Source organism: Streptomyces formicae (genome assembly GCF_002556545.1).
Classification (GTDB): Bacteria; Actinomycetota; Actinomycetes; order Streptomycetales; family Streptomycetaceae; genus Streptomyces; species Streptomyces formicae_A.
The window spans coordinates 580,619-596,630 of the sequence record NZ_CP022685.1 but is presented as its reverse complement, the minus strand read 5'-3'; the positions used below and the strand labels follow the sequence as shown (position 1 = coordinate 596,630).

The 16,012-nt window shown below is 71.8% G+C and carries 12 protein-coding genes; 4 read left to right on the top strand and 8 right to left on the bottom strand.

What is annotated here, in order from left to right:
• Genes KY5_RS02505 through KY5_RS02485 form a run of 5 tightly spaced genes read right to left on the bottom strand, consistent with a single transcriptional unit; the run spans position 1 to position 6,921 of the window.
• Complete coding sequence (locus KY5_RS02505; RefSeq protein WP_098240627.1) at positions 1–660, bottom strand: glycerol-3-phosphate responsive antiterminator; 660 nt, start codon at positions 658–660, stop codon at positions 1–3.
• 14 nt (positions 661–674) lie between these two features.
• Positions 675–2,228, bottom strand: coding sequence for an FAD-binding oxidoreductase (locus KY5_RS02500; RefSeq protein WP_098240626.1), 1,554 nt, complete (start codon positions 2,226–2,228; stop codon positions 675–677).
• Positions 2,225–3,898 (bottom strand): glycerol-3-phosphate dehydrogenase/oxidase, encoded by a 1,674-nt coding sequence (locus KY5_RS02495; protein ID WP_098240625.1) that lies wholly within the window; start codon positions 3,896–3,898, stop codon positions 2,225–2,227. Before KY5_RS02495 ends, KY5_RS02500 begins: the two co-directional genes overlap by 4 nt.
• 4 nt (positions 3,899–3,902) lie before the next feature.
• The gene (locus KY5_RS02490; RefSeq protein ID WP_098240624.1) at positions 3,903–5,486 is read right to left on the bottom strand and encodes an FGGY family carbohydrate kinase; all 1,584 of its coding nucleotides are present in this window, start codon (positions 5,484–5,486) and stop codon (positions 3,903–3,905) included.
• A gap of 10 nt (positions 5,487–5,496) precedes the next feature.
• A complete protein-coding gene (locus KY5_RS02485) occupies positions 5,497–6,921 on the bottom strand; it encodes an MFS transporter (protein ID WP_098240623.1) in 1,425 nt (474 codons plus the stop codon).
• 350 nt (positions 6,922–7,271) lie between these two features.
• Here KY5_RS02485 and KY5_RS02480 point away from each other — a divergent pair, with 350 nt between their 5' ends.
• On the top strand, positions 7,272–9,509 hold the full coding sequence (locus KY5_RS02480; protein ID WP_098240622.1) for a penicillin acylase family protein: 2,238 nt from the start codon (positions 7,272–7,274) through the stop codon (positions 9,507–9,509).
• 95 nt (positions 9,510–9,604) lie between these two features.
• On the opposite strand, the gene KY5_RS02475 is transcribed toward KY5_RS02480, so the two are convergent.
• The 3 genes from KY5_RS02475 to KY5_RS02465 are packed head-to-tail and all read right to left on the bottom strand — an operon-like array spanning position 9,605 to position 13,704.
• A complete protein-coding gene (locus KY5_RS02475; protein ID WP_098240621.1) occupies positions 9,605–10,681 on the bottom strand; it encodes a branched-chain amino acid aminotransferase in 1,077 nt (358 codons plus the stop codon).
• Between the two features lie 12 nt (positions 10,682–10,693).
• Positions 10,694–11,071 (bottom strand): nuclear transport factor 2 family protein, encoded by a 378-nt coding sequence (locus KY5_RS02470; protein WP_098240620.1) that lies wholly within the window; start codon positions 11,069–11,071, stop codon positions 10,694–10,696.
• Entirely contained in the window at positions 11,068–13,704 is a 2,637-nt protein-coding gene (locus KY5_RS02465) for a non-ribosomal peptide synthetase (RefSeq protein ID WP_098240619.1), read from the bottom strand. Before KY5_RS02465 ends, KY5_RS02470 begins: the two co-directional genes overlap by 4 nt.
• 294 nt (positions 13,705–13,998) lie before the next feature.
• Here KY5_RS02465 and KY5_RS02460 point away from each other — a divergent pair, with 294 nt between their 5' ends.
• From KY5_RS02460 to KY5_RS02450, 3 genes are read left to right on the top strand one after another with little or no spacing between them, the layout of a single operon-like run.
• Positions 13,999–14,217, top strand: coding sequence for an MbtH family protein (locus KY5_RS02460; RefSeq protein WP_098240618.1), 219 nt, complete (start codon positions 13,999–14,001; stop codon positions 14,215–14,217).
• A gap of 2 nt (positions 14,218–14,219) precedes the next feature.
• On the top strand, positions 14,220–14,984 hold the full coding sequence (locus KY5_RS02455) for a thioesterase II family protein (protein ID WP_098240617.1): 765 nt from the start codon (positions 14,220–14,222) through the stop codon (positions 14,982–14,984).
• On the top strand, positions 14,984–16,006 hold the full coding sequence (locus tag KY5_RS02450; RefSeq protein WP_098240616.1) for a TauD/TfdA family dioxygenase: 1,023 nt from the start codon (positions 14,984–14,986) through the stop codon (positions 16,004–16,006). Before KY5_RS02455 ends, KY5_RS02450 begins: the two co-directional genes overlap by 1 nt.
• Positions 16,007–16,012 lie beyond the last annotated feature (6 nt).

Below are 16,012 nucleotides of genomic sequence, written 5' to 3'. Positions count from 1 at the left end.
TTACTCCTCGGGTGCGGTGGGCCTCTTCAGGGCGGAGGGCGGGACCGGAGGAAGCTGGTCCCTGCGCAGACTCCAGAGGCGGGGATCGGACGTGGCGGCGGCGCTCGACCCGAGGGCCAGGGCGAGCGCCACGTCCGAGGGGGTCTCCACGAAGCCCGCGGCCACCGAAGGGGACATCGCGCGCTGCGCCTGGGCGCTCATCCGGGCGATGATCGGGGCGGGCATGATCTCGACCAGGTCCGGCGCCCCGCGCGAGATCGCGTCCGTGGAGCGGCGCAGGTTGGACCGGTCGGTGACGAACACCTTCATCATCGTCAGCAGACCGAGCGGACGGCCCTTCTCGATCAGGGAGAGCCGCGTGCTGACCACGCCGTGCGCGCCCATGTTCTTGATGAACTCAAGCGCGCCCCGGTCCTGAGCCAGACCGGGGCTGCTGTCCACGTTCACGAACACGGTCTTCCCCGCCCGGCCCAGCGCCGGTACGACCTGGGGCAGCTGCCCCACGGCGAACGAGGCGAGGATGCACACCTTGGCCGGTGCGGTCAGGAACTGCCGCAGCGGCTGGGTGCCGACGACGGACGCGACGACCGGCACCTGGGCGAACGCCGCGGTGAGCCGGGGGTCGAGTGCGGCACAGGACCGGGAGGGGGAAGGGGGCATGGCGGTACCTACGTTCAGTTCAGCGGAGACGTACCGAATCGGCTGGGAAGCCCCAGCTTGCCAGGGTTGAGAAGGCCCGCCGGGTCCAGGGCGTTCTTCACCGCGACGAACGTCGCGAAGCCGGCTCCGAGGGATTCCTCCAGGTAGGGGCCGCGCAGCAACCCGCAGCCGTGGTGGTGGCTGAGCGCCGCCGCGTGCTTGATCAGTACGGCGTTCGCCGCGTCCCACACCGAGCGGTACCAGTCGCGGCGCGCCTCGGGCGCCACGTCGCCGCGCAGCGAGAAGTAGACGCAGGCGCCATCCGTGTACGCGTGGGACTGGTGGGCGGAGGCGGCCAGAGTGCCGGGCACCGACTCGATGGCGGCGACCACTTCGTCGTAGATCACCGGCAGGTCCTTCCAGGACGCGGCCATCTCCAGGGTGTCGGCGACGAAGCCGGGCCCCGGCGTGAAGCCGTCGGCGGACTTGCCGACCAGCATCCGCTCGTCCAGCCAGCGCTCGAATACGGCTTCGCTGTCCAGCTCGGGACCGTACGCCGAGCAGACCTCGGCCGCCACGGCGAGGGAGGCGTCGACGAGGGCGGGGTCGCCCTCGTCGGCGATGAGCAGGAGGTTGGTCTCGGGGTGGCCGAAGTGGGTGCCCGACTCCAGGGCGTCGTAGAGCCGCAGGACGGCCGGGGTCGCACCGCGCTGCATGATCTTGCGGCAGGCGTCCAGGCCCTCGGCGAAGGTCGTGAATCCGTACGCGAGGGCACTGGCGTACTCCGGCAGCGGGTGGACCCGCAGCCGTGCCGAGACGATCACGCCGAGGGTGCCCTCGGAGCCGACGAACAGCTGGCGCAGGTCGGGGCCGACCGCGGCGCGGGCGTAATCGCCGTAGGTGGCGCGCGTGCCGTCGGCGTGCACCACGTCCACGCCGACGACCATGTCCTCGATCTTGCCGTACCGGGTGGAGAGCTGCCCCGCGCCGCGGCAGGCGATCCAGCCGCCGACCGTGGAGACGGCGAAGGCGGAAGGCCAGTGTCCCGTGGTGACCCCGTACTCCTCCTGGAGCTGCTTCTCGAAGAGGTCGCCGAACATCCCGGCCTGGACGTCCACGACGTTCGACTCGGCGTCGAAGCCGGTGATGCGGTTCAGCCCGCAGACGTCGAGGACGACGCCGCCGAAGACGGGGAGCGCCGCACCGGTGACGTTGGAGCGGCCCGCGGACGGGGTGACGGGTATGCCCGCCTCGTGGCAGATCCGCAGGACGGCGGCGACCTGGTCGGCGTCGGCCGCCTCGACGACCACCGCGTCCGGCGTCGCGGGACGGCCCTCGGTCTCGCCGATCATCGACCCCGCCCACCAGTCACGGGTGCGGGTGACGACCTCTTCGCGGGCGGTGTGCACGGCGTGCGCGGCCTCGCGCAGCGCCCCGAGCACGGTCTCGGGGACCTCGACCGGGTCCACCTGGAGGGCGGCGTCGCCGTCCCCGACCGGCGTGTTCCGTGCCCACTTGGCGAAGCTGGGGGCGCCGATCGTGTAGTTGCCCCGGTTGAACGGGTGGGTGATGGTCTGACGGCTGATCATGCTGCTGCCCCTTCGAGGAGTACGGACTTTTCGTGCCGGACGGCCGTGAGGTAGTCGGAGACCGAACGCTCCACCTCGGCCTCCGGGAGGTTCAGTTCCTGGCCGAGGACCGCGCCGACGGCCTCGGCGGCGTCCACGGACGCGTCCCGGGCGAAGAGCCGGGCGCGGGTGCGCCGGGAGAGCACGTCGTCGACCGAGCGGGCCAGCTCGGCGCGGGCCGCGTAGACCACCTCGGCCTTGGTGTACGGGAGTCCCGCGACGATCGGCTCGGCGAGCGCGGGATCGTCCTGGATCAGGTCGCCGACGAAGCGGGCCTCGGTACCGAAGCGCTCCCCGAGGTGTGCGGCGATCCCGCCGGAGGCCGCGACGGCCTCGGTGTCGTGACCCGCGCCGCCGAGCAGCGGCAGGTCGGCGGTGCGGCTCTTCCCCTTGCGGCCGAGGACCGCCATCACCTTGTCGACGACGAGTTCGCCCATGTGCCGACTGGTGGTGAGCTTGCCGCCGGTCACCGTCACCATGCCGGTGCGGCCGACGGTGATGTGGTGGTCGCGGCGCATGTCGAGCGTCGCGCCCTCCTTGCCGCCGACCAGCGGGCGCAGACCGCCGATGGAGCCGACGACGTCGTCCGGGGTGAGCTTCCCCTCGAAGGCGGTGTTGGCGCCCTCCAGGAGGAAGTCCATCTCCTGACGCGTGCAGTGCACGTCGTCGGGGGAGCCCTGGTAGTCCTCGTCGGTGGTGCCGAGCACGACGCTGTTGCCCCAGCGGGTGCAGGTCGCGCGGCGGGCCCGGCCCGGGATCGGCACGGTGACCGTGCAGTTGATCCGCACCTTGTCCCACGGCACCACGATGTGGACGCCCTTGGCGGGCCTGACCTGCGGCCTGTGACCGTCGTCCGCCTTCGCGTCGAGCTCGTCGGTCCACACGCCGGTGGCGTTGACGACCGCCCGCGCGCGGATGTCGAAGGTGTCGCCGTCCGCGGCGACCCGGGCACCGGCCACCTTGCCCTGTCGCGTCAGCAGCCCTTCGGCCTTGGCGCCGTTGAGGACCGTCGCACCGAGCGCGGCCGCGGTCCGCACGATGGTCAGGACGAGCCGGGCGTCATCGGTACGGGCGTCGAAGTACATCAGCCCGCCCCTGAGGTTCTCCGCGCGCAGCGTCGGCGCCTGGGCGAGCACCTCGGGGACGGTCAGCCGCTGGTGCAGTTTGCCGATCCGCCAGCCGCCGACCAGGTCGTACGTCCACAGCAGGCCCTCGAAGCCCTTGGCGAGTCGGGCGTCGAAGATGCCCTCCTTCTCCAGGATCGGGAAGAGGAACGGCAGCCGGTGCACCAGGTGCGGGGCGTTCTTGCGGAACCTGTGCCGCTCCAGGAGCGAGTGGCGGACCAGGTTGACGTTGCCCTGCTCGATGTAGCGCAGGCCGCCGTGCACCATCTTCGAGGACTTCGACGACGTGCCGGAGGCGAAGTCGTCCTTCTCGATCAGCGCCGCGCGCAGCCCGCGCGAGGCCGCGTCGAGCACGGCGTACGCCCCGGTGACGCCACCCCCTATGACGAGCACGTCGTAGGTGTCGTCGGCCAGTTGCCGCTTGAGGGCCTTCCGGTCGAGCAGCAGGGGCGTTCGGCGGGCCGCCGCGGCGCTGCGCCGCGGCTTCCTGGCGGGCATGGTGATCACAACATCAACTCCTGGTGCGGGTGGGGGGTTCGGGGCGCTGGTCCTTCAGGGGGAGCAGCGCCGGGTCGCCGAGGTGGGCGATGAGTACGTCGCGCCAGGCCGAACGCTGCGTGGTGCGCTCGGCCGCCGCGATCGCGGGCTCGAAGACCCGGCCGTGCGGCTGTGCCTCGACGACCTCTTCGAGCGAGGACCACAGGCCCTGGGCGACACCGGCGAGGTACGCGGTGCCCCGCAGGCTCGCGGTGGCGGAGTCGGCGACCCGCTCGAGGGGCAGTCCGGTCAGGTCGGCCTGGATCTGCAGGAGCGGGTCGCTGCCGGAGACGCCGCCGCCGACGCGGAGCCGGGTGAACGGCGTGCCCATGGTGTCGGCGACCCCGTCGATCAGGTCGCAGACCGAGTGCGCGATCCCGTCGAGCACGGCGCGGGCCAGGTCCGCGCGGGTGGTGGCGAGCGTGAGCCCGGTCAGGGCCGCGGTGGCCTCCGGGTGCCAGACCGGCGTACGGACCCCGGCGAGCGCGGGGACGAAACGCGGCGTGCGGCCCGGCCTGGCGGGGGCGCGCCCGGCCTCCTCGCCGAGCTCCTTCGGCGAGGCGAACAGGCCCAGGTCGTCGCAGAGCCAGCGCAGCGCCGACCCCACCGTGGAGGTGTACGCCTCCAGGCTGAAGTGGCTGACGCCGCCCTGCCGCCGCCCCGGCTGGGCCAGCACCCCGGAGATGTCGGGGCGCGGCAGGGCGGGCGTGGTCCCGGTCGCCGCGTCGACGAAGGCGCCGGTCCCGTACACGCACATGCCCTGCCCGGCGGCGAGGCCGCCGAGCGCGACGAGCGCGGCGTGCTGGTCGCCCATGGAGGCGGCAAGCGGGACGGCGATGCCGAGGACGGCCGGGTCGGTGGTGCCGAACCCGGCGTCGTCGGAGCGGAGTTCGGGCAGCAGATCGAGGGGGAAGCCGAGGTGGGCGATCCACTCCTCGTCCCAGGCGTGCCGCTCCAGGAGATAGCCACCGGTGGACGCGGCGTTCGTCGGCGTCGTGGCGTGCACGGCGCCGCCGGTGAGCCGCCAGAGCAGCCAGGTGTCGACCGTGCCGAAGAGCAGTCGGCCCTCGCGGTGGGCCGCGGCCACCTCCGGATGCGCGGCGATCTGCCGGGCGGCCCAGAGGAAGGGGGCGCGGGCGCCGACCGGACGGCCCTGGCGGGCGAGGAGGGCGGCGTCCCACTTCGGTCCGTACGCGATGAGCTCGGCCGCGTGGCGCCGGTCCTGCCACACCACCGCGGGCAGCAGCGGCCGCCCGGTGACGCGGTCCCACAGCATCGCGGTCGCCCGCTGGGTGGCCAGTGCCACCGCGGTGATCTCGATGCCTTCCTCGTGGGCCCGGCCGACGGCCCGGCGCGCCACCTCGACGGTGGCCGTCCAGATCTCCATCGGGTCCTGCTCGACCGAGAGGTCGTCCGGGTGGCTGACCTTGATCGACCGGTAGAACACCTCGTGCGCGGCGCCGGAGTCGAGGACCACTCCGGCACGGGTACCCGTGGTGCCCTCGTCGATGGAGAGCACACCGCGCCGTCGTGCGGCGCCGGGGGATGTCTGTGTCATGGCAGCCCTTTCACGACCCCGTCCGGGAACCGGCGGGGACCCTGTCCTGCCCCGCGACCTCGTCGGGGGACGCGGCCTTCGTCGGATCCCACTTGATCGCCAGGCAGGTGATGAGCCCGAGCAACGGCACGACGGAGAGCACAAGGAAGGTGTCGGCGAGTCCCAGCGAGTCCTTGATCTGCGGGAACACGTACAGCCCGATGACACTGCCGAAGCTGCCGACCATCCCGGTGACGCCCGTGCCGAGGGCGCGGACGTCGCTGGCGTACGAGAGCGCGGCGATGGACTTGCCGTTGGCGCCGGGGCCCGCAGAGTGACAGAGGATGAACAGCACGGGCAGCAGGAACGCCACGGCCGTGGGCACCCTCTCGAAGGTCAGTCCCATCGCGAGCAGCGCCACGAAGACCCCCGCGAAACCGGCGGCCGAGCTGAGCCGCAGTCCGAGGCGGCGGCCGAAGTAGGCGGAGAGGAGTCCGCCCGCGATGCCGAAGGCGTTGAAGACCATCGAGCCGATCGTGGCCTTCTCGAAGCTCTCGCCGAAGATCGTCAGGCTGATCAGCGGGAGGTACCAGCCGACCGCGAAGTACTGCATCGACTGTCCGAGCGAGATGACCGAGGAGAGCACCGTGCGCGGCAGGTACTCGCCCTTGAAGAGCACTCCGGCCTGACGGAAACCGATGGCGGGCGCCTCGGTGGCGGCGCGGGTCGCCTCGTCGGGCCGCCCGGCGACGGCCTTGAGGCCGTAGATCCGGTCGAGGTTGACGACGGCCTCGTCGAGGCGCCCCTTGCTCGCCAGCCAGGCGGGGCTCTCCCGCAGCATCAGCCACTGGCCGATGAGCAGTACGACGGCGACGACCGCGGCGGAGCCGACCGACCAGCGCCAGATGTCCGCACCCGCGTCCAGGTGGAAGAAGACCAGGGCGAGCAGGAGGTTGCTGGTGGTCGCCACGTACCAGACGGCCTGCCACAGGTTGAGGCGGCCGCCCAGCCTGGCGGGCGTGTACTCGGCGAGCAGCGCCATGGCGACGGCGAAGTCGATCCCGTACGCGACACCCACCAGGACCCGGCCGAGCCAGACGACGGTGAAGTCACCGGCGAAGGCGGCGAGCAGGGCGCCCGCGATGGCGAACACCTTGGCGATGAGCAGCGGGGGAACACGGCCGAACCGGGTGGCGAGCCAGCCGCCGACCGGATTGAAGATGATCGCCAGGGCCGGGGCGGTGGCCGTGAGGATCGAGACCTGGGTGCTGGTGAGCTCCATCTGGGACGTCATGGGCCCCAGACCGGCGCTCAGCGCGGCGTTCGAGTAGGCGTCGAGGAAAAGACCGCCGAACACGAGGAACCAGATGACCTGCGCCCGGCCGGTGATCTTCCCCAGCCCATCGATGAGCGCAACGACGTCGGCGACGCCTTTGACGCTCGGACGTTGTGCCATGAATCCGCCTTAGAGGAGGACCCATCGGTGGCACGGGGAGCACGGAAACAGGCATGGCGAGACCACCGACAGGTGGTCTATGTCTGTGCCTGTCAAAACACTGCGGAAAGCGCCGCAGCACGTGAACCACTAGGTGCGAACTACATGCAGAGGTTAGGAACGGGTCGTGAGAAACGTCAAGGGTTTCGGCTAGGTTGCCGACACGTGACATGTGTGTCGGCTGTGGGGCCGCGGACTCACACGTTGCGGCATGGAACTCTCAAGCACACGCCCCCGCCGGGGAGTTGACGGTCTCGGCCCTCGCTGAAAGACCTTGTTATTCCGCCGTCCCCTGTATAGGACTGTGACGCATGAGCCACGCAGAGCACACAGGGGTGAGCCGGCGCCGCGTCCTGGGCGGAGCGGTCGGGGTCGCCGCCGTCGCGACGGGTCTGCCCGCGGGCACCGCGATCGCGGCACCGCGGCAGTCGACGCGGGATGCGGCCCGCTGGCACGGACACGCGGCGCGCGTGACCATCAGCCGCGACGACTGGGGCGTACCGCACGTGGTCGGCGAGAGCGACGCCGACGCCGTGTTCGGGATGATGTACGCCCAGGCCGAGGACGACTTCCACCGGATCGAACGCAACTATCTGGTCGCCCTCGGTCGGCTCGCCGAGGCGGAGGGCGAGAGCGCGATCTGGCAGGACCTGCGCCAGCGCCTCTTCCTCGACCACGAGTCCCTCAAGACGACGTACGCCACGACGACGCCGGGCTGGCTGCGCGCGCTGATGCGGGCCTGGGCGGACGGGCTGAACTACTACCTCGCGACCCACCCCGAGGTGCGTCCGAGCGTGATCGAGCGGTTCGAGCCGTGGATGCCGCTGAGCTTCTCGGAGGGCAGCATCGGCGGCGACATCGAATCGGTGCCGCTCAGCCAGCTCGAAGCCTTCTACGGCAAGCGGACCGTGCCCATGACCGACGAGGAACGGGGCCTGCTACTCCGCGAACCCTCGGGATCCAACGGCATGGCGATCGCGCCGAGCCGCACCAGGGACGGCCGCGCGCTGCTGCTCATCAACCCGCACACCAGCTTCTTCTTCCGCTCCGAGCAGCATGTGACCAGCGGCGAGGGGCTCAACGTCTACGGCGCGGCCACGTGGGGACAGTTCTTCGTCTACCAGGGCTTCAACGCGGACACCGGGTGGATGCACACGTCCAGCGGCGTCGACAACGTCGACGATTTCGCCGAGACGGTCGTGACCGGGGCCGACGGCAGCCGCCGCTACCGCTACGGCGACGAGCTGCGCCCGGTGACGACGAAGACGATCACGCTGTCCTGTCGCACCGCGGGCGGCGGGCAGGAGGAGCGCACCTTCACCACCTTCGCCACGCACCACGGCCCGATCGTCCGCGAGGCGGACGGCAAGTGGATCGCGTGCGCCCTGATGAACAAGCCCCTCGACGCGCTCAAGCAGAGTTATCTGCGCACCAAGACGCGGGACTACGCGGGCTACCTCCGGGTCGCGGGCCTCAAGGCCAACAGCTCGAACAACACCCTCTTCGCGGACTCCCAGGGCGACATCGCCTTCCTGATGCCGCAGTTCATGCCGGTGCGCGACGACACCTTCGACTACGGCAAGCCCGTCGACGGCAGCGATCCCCGGACCGACTGGCACGGCCTGCACAGTCTGGAGAGCATGCCGCAGGCCGTGAACCCGAGGAACGGCTGGGCGTTCAACACCAACAACTGGCCCTGGACCGCCGCAGGTCCTGACAGCCCTCACGCGGACGACTATCCGCGCTACTTCGACCGGTTCGGGGAGAACCCGCGCGGGCCGCAGGCGGTCAGGGTGCTGTCCGCGCGCGACGACTTCACCCCGAAGAGGCTGATCGCGGCCGCCTTCGATCCCTACCTCACCGCCTTCGCGCGACTGGTGCCGAAGCTCGTCACCGCCTGGGTGCAACTGCCCGTGGGCAGCGCGCAGAAGACGCGGCTGGCCGGGCCGAACGCCCTGCTGCGCCGCTGGGACTACCGCTGGGCCGAGCGGTCGACCGCCACGTCGCTGGCCGTGTTCTGGGGCGAGGAGCTGGTGCCGCTGATCATCGAGGCGGCGATGAAGGCCGGGATCTCGGTGTACGACTACATGGCCGAGCACGCCACCGCCGAGCAGCGGCTCACGGCGCTCGACTCGGCGGTGGCGCGGCTGAAGCAGGACTTCGGGGACTGGCGGGTGCCGTGGGGCGACATCAACCGCTACCAGCGCAACGACGGCTCGATCGTCCAGGAGTTCAGCGACGACAAGCCGAGCATGCCCGTGCCCTTCACCTCGGCCCTCTGGGGCTCGCTCGCGTCGTTCGGCGCGATGCGCTACCCGGGCACGAAACGCATGTACGGCACCAGCGGCAACAGCTTCGTCGCGGTCGTGGAGTTCGGACCGAAGGTGCGCGCCTGGGCGGTGACGGCGGGAGGCGGCAGCGGCCACCCCGAATCGCCGCACTTCGACGATCAGGCGGAACGCTACGCGCGGGGCGATCTGCGGCCCGTCTACTTCTACCCCGAGGACCTGGAGGGGCACGTCGAGCGGCGGTACCGGCCCGGCAAGTGACCGCAGGCGGCGTGTGCACCCGGGGTGGCCTGAGCCGCCCCGGGTGCTGAGCGTCGCGCGCGGGATCCGTGCGCGATGGGTCTGTGAACGGAAGGTCAGCCTGCCGGATGGCAGACGTGCAACCAGCCCTCCGGGTCCGCGAGTTCACCGTGGTGCAGGTCCACCAGGGCCCGGCGCAGGGCGAGCGAGACCGGGCCCGCGCTGCCGTCGCCGATGGTCCAGTCGCCGCCCACCGGGTCGCGCACGCCGACCACGGGGGTGACCACCGCCGCCGTGCCGCAGGCGAAGACCTCGGAGACGGTGCCGTCCGCGCACTCGGCGCGCCACTGGTCGAGGGAGACGCGTTCGGTGCGCGGCAGGTAGCCGAGGCGCTCCGCGAGCTTCAGCACGGTGTCCCGGGTGACGCCGGGCAGGAGAGTGCCGGTGAGCTCGGGAGTGACCACCTCGGCGCCGGGCCCGCTGCCCCGGACGAGGAACATGTTCATCCCGCCCATCTCCTCGATGTAGCGGTGTTCCTGCGCGTCCAGCCAGATCGCCTGCTGGCAGCCCGCGGCCTCGGCCTGACGCTGCGCCAGGAAGGTGGGCGCGTAGTTGCCCGCGATCTTGACGTCGCCGGTGCCGCCGGGGAAGGCCCGCGCGTGGTCGTGGCTGATCCAGACGTTGACGGATTCCACGTCGTCGCCGAAGAAGCCGCCCGCGACGAAGGCCATCAGCGCGAAGCGGTACGTCCGGGAGGGCCGCAGCATCAGCGAGACGTCGGTGGCGAACATGAGCGGACGCAGGTAGATGCTGTGGGTCGGGTCGTCCGAGAGGCTGTCCTGGTCCAGGCCGAGCAGCAGGCCGATGGCGTCGACGAACGCCTGCTCGGGCAGCTCCGGCATGGCGAGGCGACGGGTGGAGCGCTGGAAGCGCCGCGCGTGGTCCCGGGGGCGGAAGGCGGCCACGGATCCGTCGGTGCGGCGGTGGGCCTTGAGCCCCTCGAACGCGACCTGGCCGTAGTGCAGTCCGATCATGCCGGGGTGGATGGAGAAGTCCTCCAGGGGCGCGACCTCGGGCCGCGTCCAGCCGCCGGTCTCCGACCAGTCCATGAGGATCATGTGGTCGGTGAACGCCTCACCGTGTCCGGGGTCGGCCACGGCCTTGGTGCGGCTCGGCTCGGTGACAGAGGTCATGGGTGAGCTCCTTCAGGCGAGGGGGGCGAAGAAGTAGGTGTCCCGGCGGGCGAACAGACCGTCGTGGGCGAAGCCGAAGTAGTCGGCGAATTCGAGGTCGACGGGATTGCCGTCGTGCAGCACGCCGTGGAAGGCGCCGAAGACGGCCACGTCGTCGCCGCTCTCCACGACCCGCTCGATGACGTGGCCGCCCTCGCGGATCGTCCGCTCCTGCGTGTAGAAGTGCAGCAGTCCCGCAGGTCCTGTCCGGGGGCCGTAGCCGGGGCGCCGGTAGACGGCGTCGGGTGCGAAGAGCGCGGCCATGGCCGGGGCGTCGCCCGAGTCGACCAGGGCGTAGAACCGCATCACCTGCCGGGTGCGGGACACCCTCTCCGTCGTTTCCTGGGTCATCGCGGCTGCCTCCTGGGTGTGGGGGTGGTGGACTGCGTACGCCATCGCACGAGGTCACCGGTGCGGTACATGCGCTCGCCCGGCGCGCCGAAGGGGCAGGCCACGAACCGGGCGGCGGTGAGGCCCGGCTGGCCCGTGTAGCCGTGGGCGAGGCCGATCCCCGCCATGTAGAGCTCGCCGACGACGCCGGGGGCAACGGGGTGCAGCTGGTCGTCGAGGACGTACAGGCGTTTGCCGGGGACGGCGCCGCCGACCGGGACGGTGCCGTGGTCGCCGTCCGCCGCGGTGATGCGGTGCGTGACCGTGAAGATCATGCTCTCGGCGGGGGAGTAGCCGTTGACCAGGCGGAGCCCGGGGAAGTCGCGGGTGAGGCGCGTGACGTGCGGGACGGACGCGGCCTCGCCGCCGGTCATCACCTGCCGCAGCCCGGTGAAGACCCGCGGGTACTCGTCGATCAGGAGGTTCAGCAGGCTCGCGGACACGTGCATCGTGTCGACGCCGTGCCGTGCCACGAGGTCGGCGATGGCGTCGGCCTCCGGGCGCTGCCCCGGCTGCAGCACGCAGACGGCCCCGGACATCAGCGGCCCGAACAGTTCGAGCGCGAACGCGTCCCAGGAGACCGGCGCGCACTGCAGCCAGACACGACCCGCGCCGAAGTCGACGTACCGCTGTCCGACCAGGGTGCCCACCACCGAGCGGTGCGGCGAGACGATGCCCTTGGGCAGGCCCGTGGAGCCGGACGTGAACATCACACAGGCCGGGTCCTCGGGACCCGCTGTGCGCCCCAGGCCCTCGGACGACTGCTCGGCGACGGCGGCCGCGTCCCGGTCCAGGTCGATCTCGGTGTGTCCCGAGCCGAGCCGCCCCGCCAGTTCACCGGAGGTGATGACGCAGGAGGTGCCGGTACGGCCGAGGATGCCGGTGACGCGTTCCTCGGGGAAGTCGGGGTCGAGCATGGTGTAGACGCCGCCCGCCTTGAGCGTCGCGAGGACCGCGACGACGAGCTCGACACCGCGCGGCAGATGCACCGCGACCACGCTGCCTCGGACCACGCCCCGGGCCACCAAGTGCCGTGCGAGGCGGTTCGCACGGGCGTCGAGTTCGGCGTACGACACCCGTTGCTCCTCGAACAGGAGGGCCGGCGCGTCCGGGGTGGCCGCCGCCCGGCGCTCGACGTGCTCGTGGACGCAGGTCTCGCTGTCCGGCGTGTGGCCCGGGTGCTCGTTCCACCGGTCGAGCACGGCCTCCCGCTCGTACTCCGAGAGGACGGCCAACTCACCTACGGGTACGTTCGGTTGGGTGAGTGCTCCGTCGAGGAGCCGGATGAGGCGCTCGGCCAGTTGCTCCACCACGACGCGGTCCAGGACGTCCGTCGCGTACTTCAGGAGCACGCGGATTCCGGCGGGCCGCCCCTCGCCGTCGTGACGCTCGGCGAACTCCACGGTGAGGTCGTGCGCCGCGCCGTCGCGGCCGTGCGGGACGGCGTCCACGACACCGTCCGAGACCCAGATCTCCGCGTCGAGGCCGGTGAACCGCACCCCGGGCACGCCGGGGGCGTGCACGAGCATGACCTGGAAGAGGGTGGCGTCGACGGCGTCCGTCGCGGCCCCTTCGGCGGCGAGCCCCGCGACCACCTGGTCGAAGGGCAGGTCGGCGTGGTCGTGGGCCTCTTGTCCCGTCGTACGGGCCCGGTGCACCAGCTCCCGGAAACACGGGTTCCCGGACACGTCGGTGCGCAGCACGACGGTGTCGGCGAAGCGTCCCACAGCGTCGGCTTCCGCCCCGTCCGCCGCGCGACGCCCGGTCGTGAGCGTCCCCAGCGGAATGTCCGTGCCCGCGCCGAGCCGGGTCAGCAGGGCCGCGAGCGTCGCCTGGACCAGCGTGAACACCGTGGTCCGCTGGTCCCCGGCGAACGCCAGGACGCGCTCGTGCAGGGCCCGTTCGAGGTCCGCGGGCACCACGTCGTACCGAAGAGGGTGCTCCGCGGGCGCGCGGCGCGGTCGGGCCTGCGGCAGGGTGGGTTCCCTCGGCAGGTCCTCCAACACCTTCTGCCAGTAGGCGAGTTGGCGGGCGACGAGTCCGCTCGGGTCGTCGGGCGCGCGCAGCCGCTCGCGCTCGCCCGCGATGTGCTCGGCGTACGGAAGGGGCGGTGGCCAGGCGGGGGCGGTGGCGCGGCACCGGGCGTCGTACGCGGTCGCGAGGTCGCGCACGAGCGGCGGCAGGGACCAGCCGTCGGCCGCGATCGCGTGCACGGTGACGAGCAACAGGCGGTCATCGGGGGCGACGTCGAAGAGCGCGGCGCGCAGCGGGATCGCGTGGCCGAGGTCGAAGGCGCGCCCGGCGGCGCGGGCCACGTCGGCGGCCAGGTCGTCGGGCGTGCTCGCGGTGACGGACCACGGGACGACCGCGTCGCCCACGGCGAGCACCCGCTGGAACGGCTGCCCGGCTCGCTCCTCGTAGACCGTGCGCAGCGCCTCGTGCCGCCCCGCCACATCGCGGACCGCCTCCCGCAGGGCGCCGGTGTCGAGCGGGCCGCGCAACCGGACGCCGAGCGAGAGGTGGTGGGCGCCGTCCGGTCCTCCGGAACGCCGGAGCGACCAGAGCCGTGACTGTGCGAACGAAAGCGGAATCACCGGTCACTCGCCTCTCGGGTTCGCGGAATCCAGGAACGTGCGGTGCTTTCGTGGAACGGGCTTTTGCGGGAGGAGGGAAAAGCCTCGGACAAACCGTAATCTCGGGCGATCCGTGTGGTCGGCAGGTCCACCGGCAGTTTCCGTGATGCGGCGCGACGGAACGGCGACGGTCGGGCTTTGCCGTGGAAACTGCCCGGCACCTGCCCGGAGAACTGCCGGACCGGGCGTGTGCCCCTTTGTACGCTCGACGCGACCGAGCGGCCACAGCTCTCACGAGAGAGAAGGACAGAGCCCATGGCGAATCCCTTCGAAAACGAAGAGGGCCAGTATCTGGTCCTCGTCAACGACGAGGAGCAGCACTCCTTGTGGCCCGCCACGATCGAGGTGCCCGCGGGCTGGCGCACGGCGCACGGCGCGGACAGCCGCGGCGAGTGCCTCGCGTACGTCGAGCGGAGCTGGACCGACATGCGCCCCGCGGGCCTGCGCCGTGAGATGGACGAGGTGGCCTCGTAGCCATGAACGACCAGGTGCTGCAGGACGCGTCGGTCGTACGGCCGGAGCCCAGGCCCGCCGCGGGGCACCGGCTCGTCTGCCTCGGCTTCTGCGGAGGAGGGACGGGGCCCTACCGGGACTGGCCGGGGCTGCTTTCCGACGACACCGAACTCGCCCTGGTCTGCTACCCGGGCCGCGAGGGCCGGTTCGCCGAGGAGTTCGCCACCAGCTGGGACGAACTCGCCGCGGACGCCGCGGAGTCGGTGCTGCGGGCCGCGGGCGGACTCCCGTACACGCTGTTCGGGCACAGCATGGGCGGCTGGATGGCCTTCGACGTCGCCGCGCGGCTCGAAGCGCGCGGGGGGCACGCCCCCGCACGGCTGATCGTCTCCTCCTGCAACGCCCCCGACCGGGGCGTCACCGAACGGGACCGCTTCCCCCGCATCGAGGACGCCGACGCCCGGCTCCTGGACTGGATGCAGGAGATCGGCCTGCTGCCGCCGTACGTGGTGGAGGACCCGGACCTCAGCGAGATGGCGATCGAGCTGATGCGCGCCGACATCGTCGTCCGCGACTCCTACCGGCCCGCCCCCGGCGCCGCGGTCTCGCTGCCCGTGCAGGTCCTGTACGGCGAGGACGACGCGGTGATCGAACCAGCCGTCGCCGAGCAGTGGGCGCGGGTGGCCCGGGGCGAGCTGCGCGTGGACGCGCTGCCCGGCGGCCACTTCTACACGAAGCCGCTGTGGAAGGCCCTGCCCGAGCACTTCGCGCCGCGAGAGGAAGTCTGATGACGCTCCACTGGACCGAGGAGCCCGGCACACCGGCGACGACCGTGGTCGAGGACGTGACCACTCTCGACGAGGCGGACGCCTGGGTGCGCGCGCACCACACCGAACTGCGCGAGGCACTGGGCAGGTACGGTGCGCTCTACGTGCGCGGCCTGCCGATCACCGACGCCGGTGACTTCGCGCGCCTGCGCGACGCGCTGTTCGCGGCGCGCGCCAAGTACCAGGAGAAGGCCACTCCCCGCAGTGACTTCGGCGACGACGTGTTCTCGTCCACGGACCTGCCGCCGTCGCAGTCCATCCGGATGCACAACGAGAACAGCTACACCCTCACCTTCCCCGGGCTGCTCCTCTTCTGCTGCCTGGTGGCCCCGGAACAGGGCGGTGCCACGCCCGTCGCGGACGTACGACGGGTCCTCGCCGAGCTGCCGCCCGAGCTGGTGGAGCGCTTCCGCGCGCACGGGTGGGAGCTGACCCGCAACTATGCCGAACACATCTCGCTGGACTGGCGCACCGCCTTCGCCACCGAGTCCCGCGCGGACGTGGAGCGCTACTGCGCCGAGAACCGGATCAGCTGGGAGTGGGGCGAGGACGACACCCTGCGCACCCGTCAGCTGCGCGCGGCGCTGATCCGGCATCCGCGCACCGGCGACGAGGTGTGGTTCAACCACGTGGCCTTCTGGAGCGAGTGGGCCCTGGACCCCGACATCCGCGACGTCCTGGTGGGCGAATTCGGGCCCGACGGGCTGCCGTTCACCACGGCGCTCGGCGACGGGACGCCGCTGACCGCCGACGAGGTCGCCGTCCTCGACGCGGCGTACGAGCGCGCGACGGTGCGCAGGGCCTGGCGGCCGGGTGACCTGCTCCTGGTCGACAACGTCCTCGCCGCGCACGGGCGGGATCCCTTCCGGGGCGACCGCAAGATCGTCGTCGCGATGGGCGAGCCGGTGGCGGTCGCGGACTGCCGTCCGGTGGGGCCGACGGGGGAGACGGGTGCGGTGGGCCGGGCGGCCGCGTTGCGTTGAGGTGAG

What these genes read in the sequence shown, in the direction of transcription:
- KY5_RS02505 (WP_098240627.1), bottom strand. Translation starts at nt 660, where the DNA reads ATGCCCCCTTCCCCCTCCCGGTCCTGTGCCGCACTCGACCCCCGGCTC.
- KY5_RS02500 (WP_098240626.1), bottom strand. Translation starts at nt 2,228, where the DNA reads ATGATCAGCCGTCAGACCATCACCCACCCGTTCAACCGGGGCAACTAC.
- KY5_RS02490 (WP_098240624.1), bottom strand. Translation starts at nt 5,486, where the DNA reads ATGACACAGACATCCCCCGGCGCCGCACGACGGCGCGGTGTGCTCTCC.
- KY5_RS02485 (WP_098240623.1), bottom strand. Translation starts at nt 6,921, where the DNA reads ATGGCACAACGTCCGAGCGTCAAAGGCGTCGCCGACGTCGTTGCGCTC.
- KY5_RS02480 (WP_098240622.1), top strand. Translation starts at nt 7,272, where the DNA reads ATGAGCCACGCAGAGCACACAGGGGTGAGCCGGCGCCGCGTCCTGGGC.
- KY5_RS02475 (WP_098240621.1), bottom strand. Translation starts at nt 10,681, where the DNA reads ATGACCTCTGTCACCGAGCCGAGCCGCACCAAGGCCGTGGCCGACCCC.
- KY5_RS02470 (WP_098240620.1), bottom strand. Translation starts at nt 11,071, where the DNA reads ATGACCCAGGAAACGACGGAGAGGGTGTCCCGCACCCGGCAGGTGATG.
- KY5_RS02460 (WP_098240618.1), top strand. Translation starts at nt 13,999, where the DNA reads ATGGCGAATCCCTTCGAAAACGAAGAGGGCCAGTATCTGGTCCTCGTC.
- KY5_RS02455 (WP_098240617.1), top strand. Translation starts at nt 14,220, where the DNA reads ATGAACGACCAGGTGCTGCAGGACGCGTCGGTCGTACGGCCGGAGCCC.
- KY5_RS02450 (WP_098240616.1), top strand. Translation starts at nt 14,984, where the DNA reads ATGACGCTCCACTGGACCGAGGAGCCCGGCACACCGGCGACGACCGTG.